Raw genomic sequence first — 21,300 nt, 5'->3', positions numbered from 1 at the left:
GTCGTGGCCTCCTCGTCACCCGGGCAGCCGAGAGGCCACACCCGTGCTGACCTGGCCGAAGGGACTGTGGACGTTGTGAATTGAAACCGCCGACGGCGTGGGGCACGATCATGAAGACGCGCAGGACGAGGTGCCGAGGTAGAGGAGGACGCCAGGGTGTTTCACCGAATACGCCGCAGGGCCAAGGGGCCGAGCGAAGCTCAGAAACGGTTCGCCGAGCTGCACGCGCAGATGCAGGGACAGGTCCCGCCCGGCATCGGAGTGCCGGCGCCCGAGCCGCAGCCCGCCGAGCCGACCGCCATCGTGGACGACTTCCTCCCGCCGGAGCTGCGGGTGCCGAGCCACGACCAGGTCGAGGGCAAGATGATGCCGTGGAAGCAGCCCCTGGTCCTCGACGGCGAGATGGCCACCTGCGCCGAGTGCGGCGCGTACCGGGACTGGCTCATCCTCTCCACCCGCGGTGAGATCTGGCTGCGCTGCCGGGCCGGACACCAGCAGCTGGAGACGCGCATCGACACCGCCTGGTACAACCGGCACTCCGGGCCGGCGGACTCGACGCACGCCACGTTCGAGGACTGCCTGCGCCACCTCGGGCACTGACCACCACTCCTACGACCCCACCGGGCCCGCGGGCCCGCACTGACCACCCGTCGCCTAGCACCAAGGGGTCAGTTCCGTCATGCGCGTTCGCGTCGCCACCACCGCACTCGGCATCACCGCCGCCCTCCTCGCCGTGCCCGCCTGCTCCACCGACACCCCCGGGTCCAAGCACCGGACCGCCTCCTCCCGTACGGGAAAGCCGACCGAGGTCGCCCAGGAGCCGGCCGCGCTCTCCTCGGCCGCGCTCGAGTCCCGCCTGCTCGACCCGCGCGACCTCGGCAGCGGCTACCTTCCCCAGCCGGAGCGTCCGGCCCAGCACGATGACGTCACCGTCCTCGGCTGCCCGGCCCTGAGCGAGCTGGGCGGTGACGCGGCGACTGGCGGCACACTCGCCTTCCCGCACAAGGCGAAGGCGGACTTCACCTACGGCTACAGCTCCTCGGAAATCTCCGAGGAGCTGTACAGCGACAGCGTGAAGAAGCTCTCCGACGGCACCGGCCGGATCTTCGATGCCATGACAGGCTGCCCGGCCTATCAGGTCGTCGCCGGTGGCACCCAGGTCGACGTGACCTCGCAGAAGCTGCCCGCGCCCAGCGTCGGCGGTGATGAGCAGTGGAGCCTGCTTCTGACGTACATCGCCGGGGGCCGGAGCACCGTGGTCAAGCAGACCGCGATCCGCGACGGCAACCTGCTGCTGGTCCTCTCCGGCTCCCCGGCCCTCGTCGACCGCCACCTCGACAAGGCCCTCGCCAAGGCCACGGCAACGAGCTGACCTGCGTGCACGTCACGCTGCTGCCTCCGACCGTCGCGGTCGGGGGCAGCAGTGCGTTATGGGCTAAGCACTAACGACCCGACCGGCCACTTCGCCCGTGAAACAAGAAAGTCCGGCACCCCCAACTGGGAGGATGCCGGACTGCGATCGTCGAGAGGGGTGCGCGGGACGTTAAATGGCCGGCGCGCGCAGGAGGCGCTCCTGGGTGGCCTCGGGCAGGACCCGCCGCAGGACCGGTGCGGTCGAGCTGAGGGAGGCGGCGAAGGCGGCGACGAGATCGTGCGGGACACTGGCGGCGAACGAGGCCACCCACAGAAGCGGGGCGCCGAGTACGGGCTCGGCCCACGCCTGCCATCCGGCCGGCCTCGTCTCGTCGTCCCCGGCGGACAGGGCCCGTAGGTCGCCGTCCTGGATGAGGGGCGGCACCTCCCCCAGGCTGATGTGCGAGGTGAACGTCGGGTCCATCGCCGCCGCCTCGGGCTGGTCGATGTCGCGGAACCAGCCGTGGGCGGCGACAGCGTCAAGGACCAGCTCGGGTCCGGCGAGCGCCGAGGCAGGCTGGTTGCTTGCGTCGAGCGCGACGAGGAAGTCGACCACCGCCTCGCCGGGGACGTCACGGGTGAAGTAGGCCGACCACTGGGCGAGCGGGCTGCTCGCCTCGGCGCGAGCGGAGATCTGCCAGGCGACCGGCAGCCCGCCCAGGTGGAACGGCTCGTCCGCCAGCCCCCACTGGGCCCAACGCAAGGCGTCGGGGCTGATGTGCAGGACGGTGCTGCGCAGGACCTGGCGGTCCTCCGGTTCCTCGTCCGGCTCGTGCCGTCCGCGGACGATCGTCAGGCTCGTCCAGCCCAGGCCGGCGAGTGCGTCGGCGACGACGTCGTAGAGGCGTCCGTCGTCACCGGCTAGGTGCCGGGGGCCGACCCAGAACGCGGGCTGGCCGCCGCGCGGGGCGGACGGGTCGGGCGGAAGGTCGGGGTACAGGGGCGCCTCCAAGGGCTCGGTGCGTGTCTAGTTGCCGCCGGCACGGCGGCGAGGGCGGCGCGGGGGCGCCTGGACGGGGCCCTGCCACGTCAGGGCGATGGCGACCTCCGGCGGAAGGTGGCCGAGCTGTGCGTCCTCGTCCTGCCCTTCGGCGAGGTAGACGACGGTCTGGCCGGTCTCGTCGACCGACTGCAGGACCTGCGCCAAGCGGTGCGCCATCGGGAAGAACGGGTTCATGGCCTGGCGGACCGGAGCGCTCCGGTCGCAGCCGGACAACAGATCGATGAGATCGCCGACGGTCATCTCCGGGGACGTCACGGACAGCCTCCTGGGGTTCGAGGGAAACGGGGGCGGTGGAGCCGGGCCGGCCTACGGCACCGCCAGCGCTTATAGGACGGGCGCTATGTATCGGTGGCCGCGCTGTCAGAGGCGGCGTGAGGTCTGCAGCACCCTCGCCACGGTGGCGGCGACGATGTCGGCCGGCGTCTCGGTGTCGAACGACATGTGGTAGCCGCGGACTTGAGCGGTGCCGGTGACAGCGATCTTCCACCCCTCGCCGTCCGTGCCGGGTCGGCCGTGCGGAAACCAACCGAGGTAGAACCGGCCGTCCTTGGAGCTGACGTGCACGTCCGCGCGATCATCAACGATCAGGTGGAAGTCCTCGGCCGAGAACTGGTCCAGGACCAGAGTCGGCTGACCGGGGCCGAGCTGCCACTCCCGCAGTCGCAGGGCCTCGACAGTGGTGGAGAAACCGGGGCCCGCAGGGGCTACGGTCACGAGCAATCACCTCTCTGACCTGGGGTTTCTTGCAAGGTCGTCTACGTTGACATGCCCTCGCGCCCGTTGGCCAGTCTTTCCCAGAACATTCCTGTCTGCCCCCGGCGAACTGCCGTCCGTCGACAGTGTGGCATCTCAGATTCCGTGGCCGAATCTCACGACCAACGGTTAAATCAGCCACAACCACAGACTGGTTGGCTAGACAGGCTCGGCATGGATCAGACATCACCTTGGGAAAAGACAGTGACGGTGTCAGGGTCTGCTCCTATCTTCAGACCATGACCGTCACCGCACGGCGGGAGCTGGTGAGCCCGGCGACCCGCAACGCCTTCCGCTCTCTGGCCACGGACCTGACCGTCCGGATTGTCGCCGAACTGTGGGAGGACCACGGGTTCGCGCCCATCCCGCCAGATGAGCTGAAGTACCAGGATTCAGGCCAGCGGCGGACTGAATTCATGCTCTACGCGGAGGGTGTGGACTGGTCGGATCCGAACCAGGTTCGACGTGTACTCCTGGTCTTCGAGGACTTCATCCGCGCGTACCGGAACCCGGACGATCAGGGAACTCCTAAGTGGCTTGACGACATCAGGGTCCGCTTGGAGCGGGACGGCTTCACTCTCGATAAGGAGGGGAGGATCTCCTGGTCCAACCCGCCAGTGCTGGTCCGCGACCTCAGCACCCTGAGCGACGCCTCCGGCATCACGATCGAGTTGGAGCGCATTCGGAGGGACCTGACCACCGATCCCCATGGGGCCATCGGCGCGGCCAAGCAGCTCATCGAGGCAACGGCGAAGACCGCCCTTGGGGAGCTGAACATCGAGGTCGACCGGAACGCCGCGCTCCCGGCCCTGATCAGCACGGTCCAGAAGTCGCTGAAGCTCGACGCTGGCTCGGCTCCTGATGGGCCGGACGGCAGCAAGGCCGTGAAGAGAATCCTTTCGGGCTCGGTGAACATCGCAGTCGGCGTCGCCGAACTGCGCAACCAGGGCTTCGGCAGCGGTCACGGTCAGGCGAGCGCACCGTCTGGGCTTGGAGTGCGTCATGCCCGCCTGACGGTCAATGCTGCCGTGACCTGGTGCGAGCTGATCCTCGACACGCTCTCGGACCCCGCCGCGCCGTGGCGCAAGACAATGGTCTGATTACTTCGCGAAGAGGGCCAGGTTTCCGGGTGGAGCAGATCGCGCCACCCCGCGGGCGTGAACTCAGCTCGCCGACTTGGCCCTCCCGCCACCGGTCCCGGCGGGCCTACGAGTGGGTCCAGGCGCACCGATAGAGCCAGATTAGATCCTCACGTGGGTGAGGAAGGTGGTGCGGCTGGGGCATGTGGTGTGCGGGAGGTAGAGCGCGTGGAGTGGCGCGTGGATGGGGGGTTCGAGGGTGAGGACGTGCGCTTTGCCGCCCGCTGCGGGGCCCGGTGGTGTGGTGACGAAGGCGATGTTGCGGGTGCCGATGACTGCTGTGATGGGGGGTGTGCCTTGGCGGGCGGTGCGTTCGCTGTTCGGTTCGAAGCCGGCGTTGCGGCAGTGGTCGATGAGGAGGTCGGTGTAGCCGGAGCGGCCGGGGGTGCCCCAGACCAGGAAGGTCTCATGGGCGAGTTCGGGCAGGGTCACGGATGTGCGGGCGGCCAGGGGGTGGTCGCAGGCGACGGCGATGTGCAGGCGATGGTGGCCGAGGGTGGTGCGGGTCAGACCGTGCGTGGGCGTCATTGCGCGGCACAGTCCGATGTCGAGGTCGCCGGCGAGGAGGGCGGCGGTCAGCTCGGAGGGGTAGCGCTGGTGGATCTCGGGGGTGATGTCGGGGTGGGCTTCGGTCACCGGTGCGAGCAGGGTGACGAGTTCGTCGCCGGTGACGGCGGGGGTGTAGCCGATACGCAGGGCCTGGGTCTCGCCGCGTCCGATGTGCCGGGCGCGGCGCAGGGCTGCGCGGGCCATGCCGTTGAGGACACGGGCGTCCTCGATCAGGGCCGCTCCGGCGGGCAGCGTGGTGACGCCCGCGCTGCTGCGCTCCAGCAGCGGGACTCCGACTTCGCGTTCGAGGGCCCGGATGGAGGTGGACAGGGCCTGCTGGGACAGGTGGAGCCGGGCGGCTGCGCGGGTGAGGCTGCCTTCCTCGGCGACGGCGATCAGGTGGTCGAGTTTGTTCAGGTCCAGGCGCACCTCAACGCCTCTCGGATCGATGGCGGACAGTGAAGAGGTTGGCTGTCAGCGTGGCGGCCACCGCCAGGCCCATGCCCAGGATGGCGCCGCCGATTCCCAGGGCGGGTGCGCTGAAGCCCAGAGCCAGGACCACGAGTGCACCGGCGAGGACCAGCAGGGCGTGTCCCACCGCTCCGGTACGGGTGGCCCGGTGCAGTGCCCCCAGCATCAGGAGCGCAATCGCCACGGGGACGGCGACCGACAGTCCGGCACCCCGGGTGGAGAGGTGTCCGTGGTGTTCGGCGGCGTCCAGCGCCGCTTCCAGGCCCGCGCCGATCGCAGCCAGCGCGGCGAAGACCACGTAGTGGCCGTACCCCCAGACCAAGGCGGTGCGCAGCGTGGTCAGTCGCGCTTCGTTTCCGGTGAAGTAGATCCACCACAGGGCGAAGACGAGCAGCAGGCCGCCGATCGCGATCAGGAGAACGGGGGTGGACAGGCCGTGGTCGGCCACGGCGGAGCGGACGGCGGCGAGTGAGCCGAGGATCACCTCGCCCAGGACGATGATGGTGAAGAGGCTGTAGCGCTCGGCGATGTGACCGGGGTGCCAGCTGGTGGGGTGGCCCCGGTATTCGGCCCATGCCGGTACGGCCAGCTCGGCTGCGACCAGGATTAGGAAGGTGGTCCAGGCCCAGGCGTCGGGTGTCCACAGGCGGGCGATCCAGCAGATCTGCACCGCGGTGATACCGGCGGCGTAGTGCAGTGCGCCGCTGCGGCCCTCGGGGTGCTCGATGGCGGCGCGCAGCCACTGAGTGACCATCGCGAGCCGCATCACCACGTAGCCGATCACGACGAGTGTGAAGTCACCGTCCTCGAACACGGCGGGCACACCTGATGCCAGTACGAGCACGCCGGCCATCTGCAGGAGCGTCAGCAGCCGGTAGGGCACATCGTCGGTGTCGTAGGCGGAGGCGAACCAGGTGAAGTTCATCCACGCCCACCAGATCGCGAAGAACACTGCCGCATAGGCGGCCAGCCCGGAGCCGACATGGTCTTCGGCGAGGGCGTGATGAAGCTGGGCCGCTGCCTGGGAGACGGCGACCACGAAGGTCAGGTCGAACAACAGCTCCAGCGGCGTAGCCGCGCGGTGCTCCTCCCTAGGATCCCGCCCGCGCATCACCCGCCGCAGCAGTCCCGTCGGGGCGACGTCAGCCTGGCCGCTCATCACGTCTTCCTTCCGCATTCGGCCGTCGTCATTGACCGGTTTCTGTCGCGCGCGAATCGGCGGCGTGGGTGGCATAGACGACGTACTGCACGCATCCCCCGGTACCGCCTGATAGCCCGCCCGCCCGCCGGCCGCGAGCTGGGCCGGCATGGCACGCCCCCCTGGCCACGAGCTGGGCCGCTGAGCAATCCGTGCTCCCGGGCGGGTGTTCCCGTGGGAGCCCCGTACCCCCCAATGGCAGAGGAAGACCGCGTCAGCCTTGGCCGGTCTCGAAGCGGCTGATGCGGCCGTTGGTGACGGTGAAGGCCCACCGCGTGCGCATACTGCCCCAGGTGGCGTTGGTATACGTGGCTGTCAGGGTCCGGCCGTCGGCGGAGACGTCCTCGACGTCCATGCGGCCGTTCGAGGAGAAGATCTCACGCTCCGCCCACGCGACGAGGTCACGGTCGGTGCCGTCGTCGGACATGGTGGCGTCGTCGGTCAGCGCGGCGAAGAAGGCGTCCTTGTCGCCGGCGTTGACGGCTGCGACGAAGGCGGCCACCGCGGGGTCACTCGGATGTGCGGTCATCACGACCTCCTGGTGTTTCGCGCGAGGCGCCGACGCGGGCGAACCCGGCCGTGCCCGGGGCCGGACGGGTCGCCCGCGTCGGGAGGGGTACGAGGTCAGCGGGTGGTGTAGCCGCCGTTGGGGAACATCGTCTGACCGGTGAACCACCAGCCTTCGGTGGCCAGGAACCTGATGATCGGGACGATGTCCTCGATCTGGGTGAGCTGGTTGCCCATCGCCTGCGACTTGTGGAACTCCACCCGCTCCGGAGTTTCCTGACCGTAGAAGAACGGTGTGTCCATCGGTCCCGGGGCCACCATGTTCACGGAGATCCCGCGGTCCGCGAACTCCTTGGCCGCCGCCCGGGTGAAGTGCTCCAGCGGCGCCTTGCCGCCGGCGTAGGTGGAGTAGCCGTCGGTGAAGGCGGCCAGCAGCGACGTGCCGATACTGATGATCTTGCCGTGGCCGTTCAGTCGGCGACCGGCTTCCTGGATGAAGAAGTACGCCGCCTTGGCGTTGATGCCGAACATGCGGTCGTACTCTTCCTCGGTGGTCTCCAGGATCGGCTTGCGCAGCACCATCCCGGTGGTGTTGACCGCGATGTCGGCGCCGCCGTAGGTGTCCACGGCCGTGTCGAAGAGCCGCCGCACGTCGGCGACCTTCGTCAGGTCGCCCTGGACGGCGACGGCCTGCCCTCCGGCCTCCTGGATCGCCTTGACCGTCTGCTCGGCGTCGCTCTCAGAGCTGTGGTAGTGCACGACCACCTTCGCCCCGGCCTCCGCGAACGTCCTGCTGAGCAGCCCGCCCAGGTTCTTCTCGCCACCGCCGACGACGGCGACCTTGTCCCGCAGCGTGTTCTCAGTCATGCTCCGCACTCCCTCACGTCCTTGTCGGCGATCGTCTTGATCACGTTCCACAGACGAGCCTAGGCGGACATTCCGGGCATCGGGTAACAGAAGTTCTGGGTCGCTCCACAAGCATCATCGGTACCCCCAGTCAGCGGATCGGAGCGCCGGAGAGCGGCTGGCTTCCTCCTTTCTCTCGACGTCGCCCCGACGCCGTCAAAGGTCCATATCCGCAGCTGGCTGTAGACGCCCCCGCCAGTTGCCGCATTTCTGCGGCAGGCGAATCCACTACTGCCTGCGGACCGAGAAGGGCGCCGGGTTAGCAGGCAGCTCGCCTCACGCGCTGGCGGGCTGGTCATGAAGCGCTAGCCCGCCAGGAGCCACGGAGTTCGGCAAGACGCCTGCGCATTGCACCGCGCTGCTCCTCAAGATCCTGCGAGGCGGGAGACAGGAGATAGACATTGTCTCGGTAGGGACGGAACCCCAGGCTCTCCCACCCCTGGGCGATTTTGGCGTTCACGCGGTCCCACTCGGCTCTGGCCGTCAGCCGATGGCTGCTGAGATCGGTGATGCCGGGCGAGCAGGCGACGGCGCGGCAGCCGGCCATGAGCCGGGTGATCACCTCGCAGGCAAGCACGGCCGCCAGGCCGTGCCCGCGCCATGGCGGATCCAGCGTCACGCGATTCATGACGAGCAGCGCTGAGCCGACGTACTCCAACTGTTCGCTGACTTCGTCGGTGAAGGAACCCGTCTCGGGATCAAGGAGGACCTGCGCGGTCTCGTGCAGTTCCTCCGACTCCTCCTCCATGGCCCAGTAGGCGTTGCGGCCCCGGTCGAGGTGCACCCGGTAGAACGTCATGGAGCCGACGGCTACGTCCTCGACTGTGCACGAGGAGCAATCAGCAGTCGTACACCCGCTGGAGCTGACCGGCTCGTGATGTTCACCATGAGCGCGTCGGCGGTGCAGGACGGCCACGTTCCAGCACTCCAGCGTGTCCGCCTGGGGAGTGTCCCAGAGTCCGTCGTCGTAGGAGATGCGCAGGTGTAGCTCGGAGGGGTCGCCTGGCAGCGGGGAGGGCTCGGTCACGGCCGCAGCGTAACGAGGTGTCCGCGCGTTCGTGGATAACGGAGGCCCAGCTCAGAGGTGGCGTGCCCACACCCACGCCGAAGCGAGGAGTTCGTGCGCTGGGACCCGCGGTCCTTCGCCGAGCTGAAGGCCAGCTATTCCTCCCGATTGGTTCGCGGCAGCTCACCGCACGCGCGTCACGGTGACCACGGCATGCCTCGTCGTCCCCGCCAGCACCTCGACGAGTAGTCCGGGCTCCGCCGCCGTGAACGACTCGCCTCCGGCCGCCCGACCTCGCGCGGCCGGGGCAACATCGACCAGCGCCGCCGCGACCTGCGCGGCCAGCTGCGCCCCGAGCCGCTGAGACAATGCAACACGGCCGTCAGGCAACCGCACTGCCAGCGCCCGCGGCCGACCCGCCGCCCCCGTGAACCCCACCACCTCCGCGTCGATCGTCTCCGCGTGTCTGACCTTCTTCCACGACGACGACCGACCCGCCCGGTACGGCGACCGCCCCGACTTCGCCACCACCCCCTCCACACCGGAGCCGGTCAGCGTCTCGTACCAGACCCGGGCGACCTCCACGTCTTCCGTCGCCGACACTGCCTGGATTGGCGACCCCTCCGGCAGCCCGGCCACCATGTCCAGCATCAAGGCGCGCCGCTCCTCATACGGACGCCCCCTCACGTCCCCGGTGGGCAACGACAAAACGTCCCACACGATGAGCAGCGCAGGGTGCCGCGCCGCCAGCTCCCGCGACCGTGCAGGCGAGGAAGCCGCCCGAGCCTGAGCGGCCTCGAACGACACCTGCCCGTCAACCACGACGACTGCCTCGCCGTCCAGGACGACACCAGGCGGCAGGGCCATCCCCGCCACGGCAAGATCCATCCAGGGCGTCGTCACGTCCCGACCCGACCGCGCTTGAAGTCGAACCGTCTCAGCCAGCCGCCACAAAACTGTCCGGTGACCGTCGAGCTTCACTTCATACCACCAGCGCGGCCCGGTCGGCAGTTGCGGCACCAGCTCGGCCAGGGCGACGTCGACAGGGAACTCCACCCCGCCACCCTCAAACGCCGCCCGGACCGCCCGCGCGCCGGACTACTCCAGCAGGCCCAGCCGCGTGTCCGGCCGACACTTCGAGCACGCCGGAACCTGCTGACGTATCGCGTCGCGTGCCTGCTCCCGCGTCGCCGGCATCTGGCGCTTACCCGGGTCCCAGCAGTCCCCCGTGTGCACCGCCACCAGGCTGCTCCGGTCAAGGCCCCGCTCGATCAGCCACTCCGGGGGCGGCAGTCGCCGCTCCTCGGCCTGCCGTCGCTCGGCCTCGCGACGCTCCTCGTCCGCGTTCTCTGGGGGTTCGGGAACCGTGGTGTGACGTCGTGGTCAGCCCCCTCGTTGGGCCTGCTACGACGGTTCTCGGGGGGTGTGGCTCTGCGGCGGATCGTTGCGATTGGCTCGTGGAGAAGAGGTACGGATGCGTGCTTTCCCTGTGCGGATGCCTTCAGGCACCCGGTACTGGACTGTGGTGGACGACGACCTGGTGTCGGTCGACGAGGCGGATCGGTTCCTGCGGGAACTTCGGCTGGGCCGCGGTCGCGCGGAGACAACGACGAAGGCGTACGCGGAGAGCATCTGCCTGTTTTTGACCTGGTGCTTGCTCACCAAGCGTGACTGGGGGACTGCGGCCCAGGATATGGGACTGTTCATGCTCTGGCTGCGGTGGACGCCCGGGAACGGCGGCGAGCGCCGCGTCGTCGTGCCGGGCCCCGGCTCGAAGCCGGTCCGCACCGATGGACGCATCAACAAGGTACTCACTGCGGTCCGCGGATTCCTCGCCCACGGGGTGGTGAACAAGAGCGTCCCGGGTTGGATCCTTGAACAGATCTACGAGCTCGGCGACACGAACGACCTGCCGTCCGAGGCCCGTGGTGAGGACAGCAGTCTGCGCTACCGGCTGCGGGCCCGCCATCGGCTCCAGGAGCCGGAGACCGATGTCGACCGGGCCAGCGACGAGGAGATCGTGGCCATGTTTCTGGCCTGCCGATCAGCCCGGGACCGCCTGATTGTCCTGCTACTGGCCCGAGTGGGCCTCCGTCGAGGCCAGGCAGCGGGCCTGCGGCGGACGGATGCCCACCTGCTGATGGACTCCCGGTCGCTGGGCTGCGACATTGAGGGCGCCCACCTTCATGTCGTCCGGCGCCAGAACGTCAACAATGCATGGTCGAAATCCCGGAAGTCGCACGCCCTGCCCGTGGACTTCCTGGTGGTGCAGGCATTCGACCAATACATGCTTGAACGGCACGGGCTGCTCGGCGCGGCGGCAGCGACTTCATCCTGGTCAATCTCTTCCGCCCGCCCTATGGCTCGCCCGTCACCCCAGACGCGATCGGCGAGCTCGTCGAGTCGCTGGCGAAGAGGGCTGGACTCGGGCGGAATATCGCTCCGCACATGTGTCGACATGCCATGGCCAGCAACGTCAGTGACGCTGGTGGCACTCTCGATGAGGTACAGGCTCTCTTGGGACAGAAGCACCCGAATTCAGCCCGGCCCTACCTGCACCCCAAACCGTCCCGCTTGCGTGCAGCCGTTGAGCGGGTTCCTTCTTCACGGACTGTGATCGACGGGGTGAGGAAGTGAAGGCTTTCAGTGCTTCCCACTCTCCGGTGGACCGTGGGCAATCCGCCCGGGATCTGATGGAGAAAGTGACCCCGGAATTCCTGACCATGGTGGGCTGGGATCCCGCAGTCAGGATTGTCGTCTTCCCCATTGACCACCCGCTTGTCGGTGCCACGACCTGTCTACTATCCGACTGCAAGCAGCGACTGCAACACGCCAAGTATCACGGGCTGTGCGGTGGGTGTGGGAGGAGGTGGGAAAAAAGCGGGCTGACGTTCGAGGTGTTCGTGGCTACAGTCGGACGGCGATGGCGAGGAATCGGGGTCTCCAACTGCCATGTCCCCAAGTGCGCTCGACCTTGGGAGACGGCCCCCGGGCGCTTGTGCTATGTGCATCGTCTTCAGTGCAATCGCTCTCGTCTGTCACTGGAAGAGTTCATCCGAAGCCCGCAGGCTCAGCCTCTGCGGGCGTTTGGCCCTTGCCTGGTCGAGGCATGCCTTCGTGACCGGGCCCGAGAGGCTCCCCCTTACTGCCGCGCGCACGAGCATCGATGGCGCAAACGGCGCCCCGTGGACGAAGATGCCTGGCGGCGGACCGAACCAGCCGTCCCCGAACAGGGCGTCATCAACCTGCGCGGCCTGTCCGACCATGTCGTTTCCGAGTTCCTCTATGCGATGCAGGAATGCCTGGCTGCGGGGGTGAAACTGCATGACTATCAGCTGCGGCCACTCTGCGACGCGGTTCGTCGACAGCAACTTGACTCGCTCGGCCAGTTGGATAGCGGCGATCTCTCGGGCAGCTCAAGAAGGTGGGCCACGACCTTCCTCAAACACGTCACGCATGCCTGGCTATCGGCAGAAACGGAACGGAAAAAGGACACTTGGATCGGGTCGGTCTTTGGCCTGAAGGGCCGCTTGCACTTCGAGGCGATCACCCAACCGTGGTTGCGCGAGGCAACGAAGGCATGGGCTCTGGATGACGTTCCACGTCGTCGGGGCCCGACCGCCACAGGAACGGTCCAGCGACAGATCAATGCTGTGGCCCGTCTCTCCGAGAGTTTGCGGCTCAACCGGTCTGACAGCGGTGCGGATCTGCGTCTTCTCACCAGGGAGGACATCACTCTCTTCCTCAATCGACTGCGGTACCTCCGGGAGAGGGGGGAGATCGCAGCGTCCCGCCACTGCGAAGATGCCCGTGCCTGCCGTCGATTGCTTAGCCGTATGCGGACCCTGGGTCTCACGCAGCGGGGCCAGATCCTCCACGGGCTGGCGGACGACTTCTGTCTTCGCGAAGGAGATATTCCGGATGACCCAGAGGACACTGAGGCTGGCCGGGATCTTCCGCTTGAGGTGATGCGTCAAATCTGCGCCCACCTAGACATGATTGCAGACACGCAGAACCGCACAGCGATTGAGCTGCTGATCGATACCGGTCGGCGCCCGGGCGAGATCGCCAAGCTACCTTGGGACTGCCTTGACAAAGATGGCGATGGACAGCCTGTTCTGATCTATGACAATCACAAGGCACTCAGAAACGGGCGGCGCCTTCCCATCTCCGAAAACACAGCCGCCCTCATCGTGACGCAGCAGCAGCGAACCAGGGCTCGATTCCCTCATACTCCCAGCAAAGACCTCCGGCTGCTGCCTTCCGTGGTGACCAATCCGCATGGCACCAAACCGATGGCGCACAACACGATCGGGGACCAGCACCGAGCCTGGGTGACTTCCCTTCCCGAGATCCTCGTCCCCACCATGGTCGAGATCCACGGCGAGCGGGTGACGAAGATGCTGCCTTTCGACAAGTCGAAAGTTGTTCTCTACGCCTACCGGCACACCTATGCCCAGCGGCATGCCGATGCCGGAACCCCGGTCGATGTCCTCAAGGTCCTGATGGACCATCGCCGAGCTCGGCACTACGCAGCGTTACTACCGGATCGGTCAGGAGCGACGGCGCGAAGCCGTCGACCGCGTCACGACGATGCAATTCGACCGGCACGGCAAACGCGTCTGGCGCACAGCCAAGGCCCTGCTCGACTCCGAGCACGCGCGTCGGGCCATCGGCGAGGTCGCCGTCCCCTACGGCGTCTGCACCGAACCGTCGAACGTCGCAGCCGGCGGCCATGACTGCCCAGTCCGTTTCCGCTGCGTCGGCTGCGGCCACTTCCGCACGGACATCTCCTACCTGCCCGACCTGGAGGCATACCTCGCCGACCTGCTGCGGAACCGCGAACGCCTGGCCGCCTTCGCCCACGCCGACGGTTGGGCGAGGGATGAGGCGATGCCCTCCGACGAGGAGATCACCCGAGTCCGCCGCCTGGTCCGCCGTCTCAAGGAAGACCTCGATGACCTCACCGACGACGACCGCCTGAAGATCCAGGAGGCCGTCACCCTCGTCCGCCGCAGCCGCCAAGTCGTCTCACTCGGAATGCCCCGCATCCGCCAGCCCCTGCCCGACATCCGCCCGGAGCGAACCGTATGACCAGCATGATCGAGGGGCGCCGAGCCGACTCGGCCCGGCGCCGCGAACGCGTCCTCAAGGCCCTCGACGCCGCCCTGCGGGCCGACGAGGCAATCACCGTCGCTTCGCTCGCCCGCACGGCGCGAGTGGACCGCACGTTCCTCTATCGCCACCGAGACCTGCTCGAACGCGTCCATGCCGCCGCTGCGGCCCCGCCGTCGGAAGGCCGCCAAGCCGCCGTGAGCAGGGCCTCGCTCCAAGCGGACCTGGCCAATGCTCTTGAGCGGAACACCCGCCTGCAGACACGGGTCCGACAGTTGGAGAAACGGCTCTCCGAGTCAATGGGGCAATCAGCCTGGGCTGACTCCGGACTCGGCGCCCCCGTTGACGTCGATCAACTGCAACGACAGATCACGAGACTGGAACAACAACTCGCCGATGTGCAGGGCGAGTTGGGTGAGCGAACCGATGAGCTCGACGCGTCACGAGCCGCGAACCGAGAACTGACCCGAGCACTCAACCACGGCCCTCGGGAGACTCGCTGAACTCACCCGATCCGGCGATAGCACCACACCTGTTGCGCTGGATAGAGTCACAGACACTGGCGCTGAGCTGCATCAACGTGAGATCTCTGCCGCGGCAACAGCTCGAAGCCCCAGAGAATCGGCGATCCACCGGTCTAGCTGCCGAAGGCTCGCCCGCGCCTGCTGCTCGACCACGCGGCGCGTGAACTGCAGCAGTTCCAGACGGGACGGAGTATCGCTCACACGTTCGATTATAGAGGGGCGGTTCACAAACACCGAGGCCCCCACATCCAGGAGGACGCTGTTGGCGGTCGCGAACAGCGTGTCCAGCTGGGGCTGCGGGGGCTCCGTGTAGTGAAGAAGGGTGGGTGCGGTCAGCTCCCGGTGTTGTCTTCTGTGTGGCTGTCGGTGCGACTGCGGCGTGCCACGGTGAGGGCGCCTCCACCGGCCGCGATCAGAACGGCCGCGCCGCCGATCAGCCACGGCGTGGCGTCAGCACCGGTGTGGGCGAGGGAGCCCGTCGGCGTCTTCGGTGTGGAGTCGCCGACCGGGGTGGCTGCGATGGCGGAAGTGTCGGTTTCCGGTGTGTCGCTATCCGTTACGGACGGCGTGGCCCTGTCCGTACCGCTGTTCGGCTTGCCTGGGCTGGAGGAGGGTGTGTCGGTGGGCGTGTGCGTGGGCTTACCCGAGGGTTCAGGCTTCGGGGTCGTGGTGGTCTTGGCGTTGGTGACGGTCACGGTCACCGGGTCGCCGGGAGCAGCGGTGAACGTCTTGGTGGGCTTGTACAGGTCGTAGCCGGCAGGGGCTTTGATCTCTTTGACCCAGAACTGGGCCTTCCGGCTCGACATGGGCAGCTCTCCGGAGGCTGTGCCCTTAGCTCCCGTGGTCAGGGTGAGCAGCGTCGAGGTGCCGGTGCCGATGTTCACGGTCGCGCCGGACAGGAGCTTGCCGGTCTTGTCGTCCTTGGCCTGCAGGAGGACCTTGGCGGCCTTGAAGGGATCGGTGATCGTCAGCCGGGTGGTCGCGCCGGGGGTGACGATGACGTCCTGGTCGGCGACGACCTCGTGGAGCGGGCTGCCGGAGGCCGTCTCCTTGAGCCGGTAGACGCCGGGCGCGAGGTCGGAGAAGGTCAGCTTTCCCTGTGCGTCGGTCTTCCCGTGTCCGGCTTCCTGGCCGGCGGAGTCGAGCAGCAGGAACACGGCGCCGGGGGCGCCGGGCAGGGCGTCTCCGGCTGTGTCCCTGGTGGTGATCTCGACGCTGCCCGCGTCCGCAGCCGGAGTCTCGGCAGCGGCGGAGGCTGAGGGGGTCGGTTCGGTGGGCTCGGCACTCGCGGCCGGTGCCCAGGTGAGGGTGCCGGCCGCGGCGACGGCGATGGCGGCGGCGGATCGGACGAGATGTGCGTGCACGAGGAAGGGGACTCCTTGATCGGTCGGGGGAGGTCAGCGGGCGCGGCCGGCGGGGTGGGGTGCGGACGGCAGAGCGGGCGGCAGATGGCTGGGCGGCTGCGGGGTTGCAGCCGGTGCGACGTAGAGGTGACGACGGGTGTGGAAGGGGATCTGCTTCACGGCCCGGTGCAGCGGTTCGGTGGAGATCAGCGAGGCGGTGAAAGCCGCGGCGAGGGTGGTGGGCGCGCCGGCAGAGAACTGGGCCTGCCAGTGCGGCTCGCTCGGGTATCCGCCCCACGCCCGCCAGGCCGGACCGTCGGACCCAGTGGTGGCGTACCGGTGACGCACACCGCCAAGGCCCTCTGGTGGCAGAAAGGTCTGCGTACCGTCCGTTTTGACGCTGTGGCTCCAGCCGTGGGTGAGGAGCGGCGTGTACACCTCGTGCGGGGCCGTCGGATCCTCGACCAGGTGGTTCTTGTCGCTGTGGCGGTCTTCGAGGTACAGGTCGAGCAGTTCGGTGTGGACGTCGCGCAGGAGTTCGGCGGGGGTGGTGGCGTCGAAGGTGATCTCCCAGGCCCGCGGGCCGAAGGGGGCACGGTCCATGCCGATGGTCCACGTGTCTGCGCCTCGCTCCTCGGGCTTGGGAGCGAAGCGGGTCCACAGCCGGGCGCAGGGGCTGATGGCGAACACCATCCCTTCGAGTCCCTGGTGAAGGTGCCATCCGTCGTCGAAGGGGAAGGCCCAGATCGTCTCCAGGTCTGCCTGGCCGGGACCGGCGAGGTGACGCGGGAGAACTCTCACGGTCTGGGCAGGGTCGAGATTGTTGAAGGGGTCGCGTGGTGGGTCGGGCAACACGAGGAGATGCTCCTGCTGAGTAGGTGGCGCGGGGAACGGGACGAGGCTCAGCGGGTGCGGGCCCCGGCGGGGACGGTCGGCGGAGCTGGAGTGCTGCGCGGCGTGGGGCCGGCCGCACGCTTGGGCGCGGAGGCAGCCCAGGCGCCGGGGAACCAGACGGCCGTGTACTGCTCGATGGCGTCGCGCAGCCCGGTGGTGACGGCTCCGTCCCACGGGGGGCGGCCGGGGCGGTGGTAGGTGCCGAAGGTGCCGTACTGCTTGGTGTTCGGAGGGGTGTTGGTGGCTTCGTCGCGGCGGTGGAAGGTTCCGTGGTCCACGAAGCTGAGTGCCACCGCGTCGATCTCCCCGCGTTCCGGGTGGACGACTGCGACACGCAGCCCGCCGTAGGTGTCCGCGTGGATGGTGCGGGTGAAGTCAATCCGCAAACGCAGCGGCGTGCCCGGCACGGGGGCGGCGTAGTAGGTGTTGCCCACGACGGCGTGCTCGTGGAAAGGAAGGCACAGCTCGGTGAAGAACTCGGGAGCCTGCAGGAACACGAGGGTCTCCGGTCGGAGTTGAGTGGAGTCAGCGGCGTTGGCCGGGCAGGGCATGTCGGCTGGTGGTGCTCCAGCGCGGAACGCTGGCCGCGGGAAGCGCGGCCGGGCGGCGGGACGCTGCGGCCCGCCGGACGTCGAGCGGGGTGGGCGTCGGCGGAGAGGGCGGGTGGATCGGGGAAGTCTGGGCGTGGTCCTTGACGTAGCTGGAAGTGTCGTCCCGCCATCGAGGCAGGGGTGCGGGGTCGGCCACGGCCTCGGTCACAGCTCGCAGAAGGGCTGCGGGGGTGTCGGTGCTGGCCGTGGCGTACCAGTAGGGCCGAGCTGAGGAGGTGCCGGCCCACAGGTGCCAGCGCGCGTCGCGGGTTTCCAGCTCGATCGCCGGGTCGAGGTCGCCGGTGGTGTATTCCAGCGTGGCGAGCCCGTCGGGTGCGGTGATGGCGAAGGTCCTTAGATCCGGGCGGTCGAAGCACCAGCCTCGATTGATGAGCGGGTCAACGGCCTGGAACGGGTCACGGTCGGTGCTTCCGGCAAGCGGGCGGGCAAGGTAGCGGTCTGGGCCCTGCCGGTACGCCTCGGCGAGGGCGGTGGTGAAGGCAGTGACGAACTCCGTGGGCGCGCTGTCGTTGAAGCAGACGCCCCAGGCCGGTGGGCCGAAGGCGTCCTTGTAGGCGTTGATGCGCCACAGGCCGTCGTCGTCGCCTTCGGGGAGGTAGCCGAGGCGGACCTTGCCGTCGAGGGCCGTGAGGTAGGCGTTGCCGAGGTGGTCGTGGTGCAGATCCCAGCCGAGGTCGCGCAGCGGGTCGAGGCCGGGGTCGCTGACCGCGGTGGAGCGGGCCAGGTGGCGTGGGGAGACGTAGACGTCGCCGTCGATGGTGTCGTGGTCGTCGTGGGGCACTGAATCCTGGGGGGGAGGAGGAAGCGGGTCAGTTCGGGGGCTGCAGGGCGGCTGCGAGGTCGGTGGGGTGGCCGGTGTAGTGCAGGGTGCGCAGGCCCAGGTGGCGGGCTGCATGGCAGTTGTCGTCTCGGTCGTCCACGAAGAGGACGCGGTCGGGGTCTGCGGCGCCGGTGGCGTTCATCGCGTGCTGGTAGGCGGCCGGGTCGGGTTTGCAGACCTGGAGCCGGGCCGAGTAGAAGGCGTGGCTCATCAGGCGGCGCCACGGGCGGCGGTCGAGGACATCGCTGAGGTGGCGGGGTGCGTTCGACAGCAAGACCAGCGGCAGCCCGGACTCGTGGGCCTGGTGGAGAACATCGATGACGTGATCGTCGATGGACGTCCACGTGTCGGTATCGGCGTCGCGGAGTCCACGCAGCCTGCGGGCACCGGGGTGGTGGCCGAGGACCGTGGCCCAGTACGCGAGGTCGCTGAGGTGGCCTGCGTCGTAGGCGGTGCGGGCGTTCCAGAAGGCGTTCTGGAAGGCGGGGAGGCCGTCCTCGGGCCACAGGGCGGTGCGGGCCAGGCGGAGCCACTGGTCGGTGGTGGGTTGCAGGCCGATGACGCCGTTGTAGTCGAGAATGACGGCGTCCAGGCCCGCGTGGGCAGTGGTGGGCGTCAAGGGGTGGTGTTCTCCAGGGCGCGGTGGGCGAGGACGGCGACGGCGGCTGCGAGGAGGGCGGGCAGCAGCAGGGCCGTGGGCAGGGTGGTGGCGCTGGCCAGGGCTCCGATGAGGGCCGGGCCGGCGAGGAGGCCGAGATAGCCGGTGGCGGTGACCGTGGCCACGGCCTTGGCGCCTCCGGCGCCGGCCGCGGTGATGAGCGAGGGGACGGTGGTGGACAGGCCGAGTCCGAAGACCGCCCAGCCCGTCAGCGCCAGTGGGGTGCTGTTCCCGATGACGCCGATGGTGAGTCCGGCCGTGGCGAGAAGGGCTCCGGCCCGTACGACTGTCGGGGCGCCGAAGGCAGCGGTGAGCCGGTCACCGGTCAGCCGTCCGGCCGCCATGGCCGCGCTGTACAGCGCGAACGCGGTGGCGCTCGCGGCCGTCGGGGCGCCCAGGGTGTGCAGGTGCACGGCGGCCCAGTCAGCGGCGGCTCCCTCGCCCAGCAGGCTCGCAGCGGCCAGGGCGGCCAGAAGCCAGAGCTTCCCCGGCGACGAAAGCAGGGGCAGCTTCCCGGCGCCAGCGCGCATTGCGGGTCGCTCTGCGCCGCTCAGGCTTCGGGTGACCGGCACCGCTGCGACAGCGGCCCCGGCCAGGAGGGCGCCTGTTGCGGTGAAGAGTGTGCTGTGCGGGGCCTGGGCGGTGAGGGCGGCCAGGGCGGCGCCGGCGAGGGCGCCGAGGGAGTAGGCGGCGTGAAGACCAGACATGATGGGCCGGCCGAAGGCGTTCTGGCAGCGGACGGCCGCAGTGTTGGCGGCCACATCGAGGACGCCGTGCGCGAGACCGAACGCGAGAGCCGCCAGCAGCAACGCGGACAGACTCTCGCCTTGTCCCACGAGGACGAGGCACCCGGCCAGGGCGATGGACCCACTGGTGAGCTGGGCTGGTAGCCGCGCCGGGCGGGCGTAGCGGCCTCCGAGCTGCAGTCCAGCGACCATGCCGACGGCGGCGGCCAGCAGGACCAGGGCCAGCCCTGCGGTGCCGAGGTGGGCAGCCTGCTGCACGGCGGGCATCCGGGCGCCCCACACCGCCATGATGGCCCCCAGGCCGAGGAAATAGCCGGTCAGCAATGCCCGGCTATGCCGGTCAGCCGCAGACACCGCGCTCACGCCGCAGCGCTACGGGGGCCGGAGGTCCGGTCGAGGACCGCGGTGACGGCACGAGCAGCCTGGTCGGCGCGTGCACGCGCCTGCTGGCCGGTGGTGGCAGTGGTGATGAGGTAGCCGATCCGGCCGGTGTACAGGTTTCCTCCGTCGGCGGGGAGGAGGAGCTGGTCACCGGGGCGGCACTGGTAGTGCACCCGGTCCAGCCACGTCGGGCGGGGCCCGTCGTAGGTGAGGTGGGTGAGGGTGCCGGAGGTGTCCGGATAGAGGAGCCGGATGGCGGCGGCCGAGGACCTGGTGGGCGTGAGGTCGGGGGTGCGGTCGCAGGCGATGTCGGCGGCGGCACGGACCAGGTCGATGCCGGTGGCGAGACGCACGAGGTGGCCGATCATGTCTCCGGCCAGGCGAGCGTTGACCTCGATGAGGCGGGGCCTGCCGTCGACGAGGCGCATCTCTATGTGGCTGACGCCGTCGGTGATGCCGAGGGCGTTGATCGCCGCCCGGGCGGCCGGCGCGACGGTCTCCCGGAGCGGGTCGTCGGCGTCCACACTGTGGGCCAGCTGCTCGAAGTGCGGCGGAGGGCTGATGGTCTTGCGGTTGACCGCCACCACCGTGGTGGCGCCGCGGTAGGTGACACACTCCACGGAGATCTCCGGCCCGTCGAGGAACTCCTCGACGAGGACGCTGGTGCTCTCGGTGCCCTGACCGGCCGTCCGTTCGGCCGCCCGGTAGGCGGCCGTGAGCTGGTCGCGGTCATCGACGCGGAGCACGCCGATGGCACCCGCGTGTGAGGCAGGCTTCAGCACTACGGGATAGCCGATCCGGTCGGCGGCGGCTTCGGCCTCCTGCCGGGTACGCACGCTCACCGAAGCGGCCGAGGGCACGCCGTGGCGGGCGAACAGCGACCGAGCGGTGGCCTTGTTGCGGCACCCCTGCATCACTTCGGGCGAGGTGGTGGACAAGCCGAGCTGGCGGGCGAGTCGGGCGGTCGGGACCACACTCCACTCGTCCCAGGTCATGACACCGGCGAGGTCGTGGCGTGCGGCCAGGGCCCGGCCCCCCGCCAACAGCGCGGCAGGATCGCTGAGGTCCACGACGGCGTGATCGGTGATGTGTGGCTTCTCCCACGAGGGTTCGGTGCCGGTGAGCAGCACGACTCTGTAGGCGTCGGCGACCTGCTCAAGGCAGTAGCCGCGGTAGTTCTCATCTCCGGGAGCGACGACAAGTACAACAGGGCGAGCGGGCAAGAGGGAATTCTCCGTATCAAGGGACGGCAGGGCAGGGAAA

The 21,300-nt window shown here is 68.9% G+C and carries 24 protein-coding genes; 7 read left to right on the top strand and 17 right to left on the bottom strand.

The features are described 5' to 3' along the window. Positions 1–156 precede the first annotated feature (156 nt). Positions 157–600 carry a hypothetical protein gene (locus N4P33_RS01970; protein WP_054100437.1) on the top strand — a complete coding sequence of 148 codons (444 nt, stop codon included), beginning with the start codon at positions 157–159 and terminating at the stop codon, positions 598–600. Between the two features lie 79 nt (positions 601–679). Continuing rightward, positions 680–1,372, top strand: coding sequence for a hypothetical protein (locus N4P33_RS01965; RefSeq protein ID WP_061441543.1), 693 nt, complete (start codon positions 680–682; stop codon positions 1,370–1,372). Positions 1,373–1,543: 171 nt separating this feature from the next. Here the strand turns inward: N4P33_RS01965 and N4P33_RS01960 are convergent, their stop codons facing one another. From N4P33_RS01960 to N4P33_RS01950, 3 genes are all read right to left on the bottom strand, one after another. Continuing rightward, entirely contained in the window at positions 1,544–2,365 is an 822-nt protein-coding gene (locus tag N4P33_RS01960) for a DUF317 domain-containing protein (RefSeq protein ID WP_061441544.1), read from the bottom strand. Positions 2,366–2,380: 15 nt separating this feature from the next. Continuing rightward, the gene (locus N4P33_RS01955; RefSeq protein ID WP_061441545.1) at positions 2,381–2,671 is read right to left on the bottom strand and encodes a hypothetical protein; all 291 of its coding nucleotides are present in this window, start codon (positions 2,669–2,671) and stop codon (positions 2,381–2,383) included. Positions 2,672–2,776: 105 nt separating this feature from the next. After that, positions 2,777–3,130 (bottom strand): DUF317 domain-containing protein, encoded by a 354-nt coding sequence (locus N4P33_RS01950; RefSeq protein ID WP_061441546.1) that lies wholly within the window; start codon positions 3,128–3,130, stop codon positions 2,777–2,779. Positions 3,131–3,408: 278 nt separating this feature from the next. On the opposite strand from N4P33_RS01950, the gene N4P33_RS01945 reads away from it, so the two are divergent. Next, positions 3,409–4,269, top strand: a complete 861-nt coding sequence (locus tag N4P33_RS01945; RefSeq protein WP_061441547.1) for an abortive infection family protein — start codon at positions 3,409–3,411, stop codon at positions 4,267–4,269. Between the two features lie 141 nt (positions 4,270–4,410). On the opposite strand, the gene N4P33_RS01940 is transcribed toward N4P33_RS01945, so the two are convergent. The 7 genes from N4P33_RS01940 to N4P33_RS01910 all read right to left on the bottom strand — a co-directional run bounded on the left by N4P33_RS01940 (position 4,411) and on the right by N4P33_RS01910 (position 10,217). After that, entirely contained in the window at positions 4,411–5,286 is an 876-nt protein-coding gene (locus N4P33_RS01940) for a LysR substrate-binding domain-containing protein (protein WP_061441548.1), read from the bottom strand. A 1-nt stretch (position 5,287) separates the two neighbouring features. After that, the gene (locus N4P33_RS01935) at positions 5,288–6,487 is read right to left on the bottom strand and encodes a low temperature requirement protein A (RefSeq protein WP_061446782.1); all 1,200 of its coding nucleotides are present in this window, start codon (positions 6,485–6,487) and stop codon (positions 5,288–5,290) included. Positions 6,488–6,740: 253 nt separating this feature from the next. Then, positions 6,741–7,055 (bottom strand): nuclear transport factor 2 family protein, encoded by a 315-nt coding sequence (locus N4P33_RS01930; RefSeq protein ID WP_061441549.1) that lies wholly within the window; start codon positions 7,053–7,055, stop codon positions 6,741–6,743. A gap of 95 nt (positions 7,056–7,150) precedes the next feature. Continuing rightward, positions 7,151–7,900: an SDR family oxidoreductase gene (locus tag N4P33_RS01925; RefSeq protein WP_061441550.1), complete on the bottom strand. Its 750-nt coding sequence runs from the start codon at positions 7,898–7,900 to the stop codon at positions 7,151–7,153. A gap of 334 nt (positions 7,901–8,234) precedes the next feature. Beyond that, the gene (locus N4P33_RS01920) at positions 8,235–8,966 is read right to left on the bottom strand and encodes a hypothetical protein (RefSeq protein ID WP_260824376.1); all 732 of its coding nucleotides are present in this window, start codon (positions 8,964–8,966) and stop codon (positions 8,235–8,237) included. A 162-nt stretch (positions 8,967–9,128) separates the two neighbouring features. Next, a complete protein-coding gene (locus N4P33_RS01915) occupies positions 9,129–10,001 on the bottom strand; it encodes a DNA ligase (protein WP_061441552.1) in 873 nt (290 codons plus the stop codon). A 42-nt stretch (positions 10,002–10,043) separates the two neighbouring features. Next, the gene (locus N4P33_RS01910) at positions 10,044–10,217 is read right to left on the bottom strand and encodes a DUF6233 domain-containing protein (protein ID WP_258566236.1); all 174 of its coding nucleotides are present in this window, start codon (positions 10,215–10,217) and stop codon (positions 10,044–10,046) included. A 1,059-nt stretch (positions 10,218–11,276) separates the two neighbouring features. Between N4P33_RS01910 and N4P33_RS01905 the strand changes: the two genes are divergently transcribed. The 4 genes from N4P33_RS01905 to N4P33_RS01890 all read left to right on the top strand — a co-directional run bounded on the left by N4P33_RS01905 (position 11,277) and on the right by N4P33_RS01890 (position 14,563). Beyond that, a complete protein-coding gene (locus tag N4P33_RS01905) occupies positions 11,277–11,582 on the top strand; it encodes a tyrosine-type recombinase/integrase (RefSeq protein ID WP_313904430.1) in 306 nt (101 codons plus the stop codon). A gap of 548 nt (positions 11,583–12,130) precedes the next feature. After that, positions 12,131–13,684, top strand: a complete 1,554-nt coding sequence (locus N4P33_RS01900) for a tyrosine-type recombinase/integrase (protein WP_199560838.1) — start codon at positions 12,131–12,133, stop codon at positions 13,682–13,684. Further along, positions 13,587–14,039, top strand: coding sequence for a transposase (locus N4P33_RS01895; protein WP_260824414.1), 453 nt, complete (start codon positions 13,587–13,589; stop codon positions 14,037–14,039). The genes N4P33_RS01900 and N4P33_RS01895 overlap by 98 nt, the downstream gene beginning before the upstream one ends. Beyond that, complete coding sequence (locus N4P33_RS01890; protein WP_078884524.1) at positions 14,036–14,563, top strand: DUF6262 family protein; 528 nt, start codon at positions 14,036–14,038, stop codon at positions 14,561–14,563. Before N4P33_RS01895 ends, N4P33_RS01890 begins: the two co-directional genes overlap by 4 nt. Positions 14,564–14,916: 353 nt before the next feature. Here the strand turns inward: N4P33_RS01890 and N4P33_RS01885 are convergent, their stop codons facing one another. The 7 genes from N4P33_RS01885 to N4P33_RS01855 form a co-directional block, all read right to left on the bottom strand. Beyond that, positions 14,917–15,948, bottom strand: coding sequence for a SpaA isopeptide-forming pilin-related protein (locus N4P33_RS01885; RefSeq protein ID WP_061441556.1), 1,032 nt, complete (start codon positions 15,946–15,948; stop codon positions 14,917–14,919). Between the two features lie 33 nt (positions 15,949–15,981). Beyond that, positions 15,982–16,728, bottom strand: coding sequence for a DUF317 domain-containing protein (locus tag N4P33_RS01880; RefSeq protein WP_233520688.1), 747 nt, complete (start codon positions 16,726–16,728; stop codon positions 15,982–15,984). Between the two features lie 101 nt (positions 16,729–16,829). Continuing rightward, positions 16,830–17,318, bottom strand: coding sequence for a hypothetical protein (locus N4P33_RS01875; RefSeq protein WP_061441558.1), 489 nt, complete (start codon positions 17,316–17,318; stop codon positions 16,830–16,832). Between the two features lie 28 nt (positions 17,319–17,346). Then, a complete protein-coding gene (locus N4P33_RS01870; protein ID WP_061441559.1) occupies positions 17,347–18,213 on the bottom strand; it encodes a DUF317 domain-containing protein in 867 nt (288 codons plus the stop codon). 28 nt (positions 18,214–18,241) lie between these two features. Further along, the gene (locus tag N4P33_RS01865) at positions 18,242–18,871 is read right to left on the bottom strand and encodes an HAD family phosphatase (protein WP_260824375.1); all 630 of its coding nucleotides are present in this window, start codon (positions 18,869–18,871) and stop codon (positions 18,242–18,244) included. Further along, on the bottom strand, positions 18,868–20,019 hold the full coding sequence (locus N4P33_RS01860; RefSeq protein ID WP_061441561.1) for a hypothetical protein: 1,152 nt from the start codon (positions 20,017–20,019) through the stop codon (positions 18,868–18,870). Before N4P33_RS01860 ends, N4P33_RS01865 begins: the two co-directional genes overlap by 4 nt. Further along, entirely contained in the window at positions 20,016–21,260 is a 1,245-nt protein-coding gene (locus N4P33_RS01855) for an acetyl-CoA carboxylase biotin carboxylase subunit family protein (protein ID WP_061441562.1), read from the bottom strand. Before N4P33_RS01855 ends, N4P33_RS01860 begins: the two co-directional genes overlap by 4 nt. Between the last annotated feature and the right edge of the window lie 40 nt (positions 21,261–21,300).

Source organism: Streptomyces sp. 15-116A (assembly GCF_025290915.1).
Classification (GTDB): Bacteria; Actinomycetota; Actinomycetes; order Streptomycetales; family Streptomycetaceae; genus Streptomyces.
The sequence above is the reverse complement of the archived record's forward strand: the minus strand, read 5'-3'. Positions and strand labels throughout refer to the sequence as shown.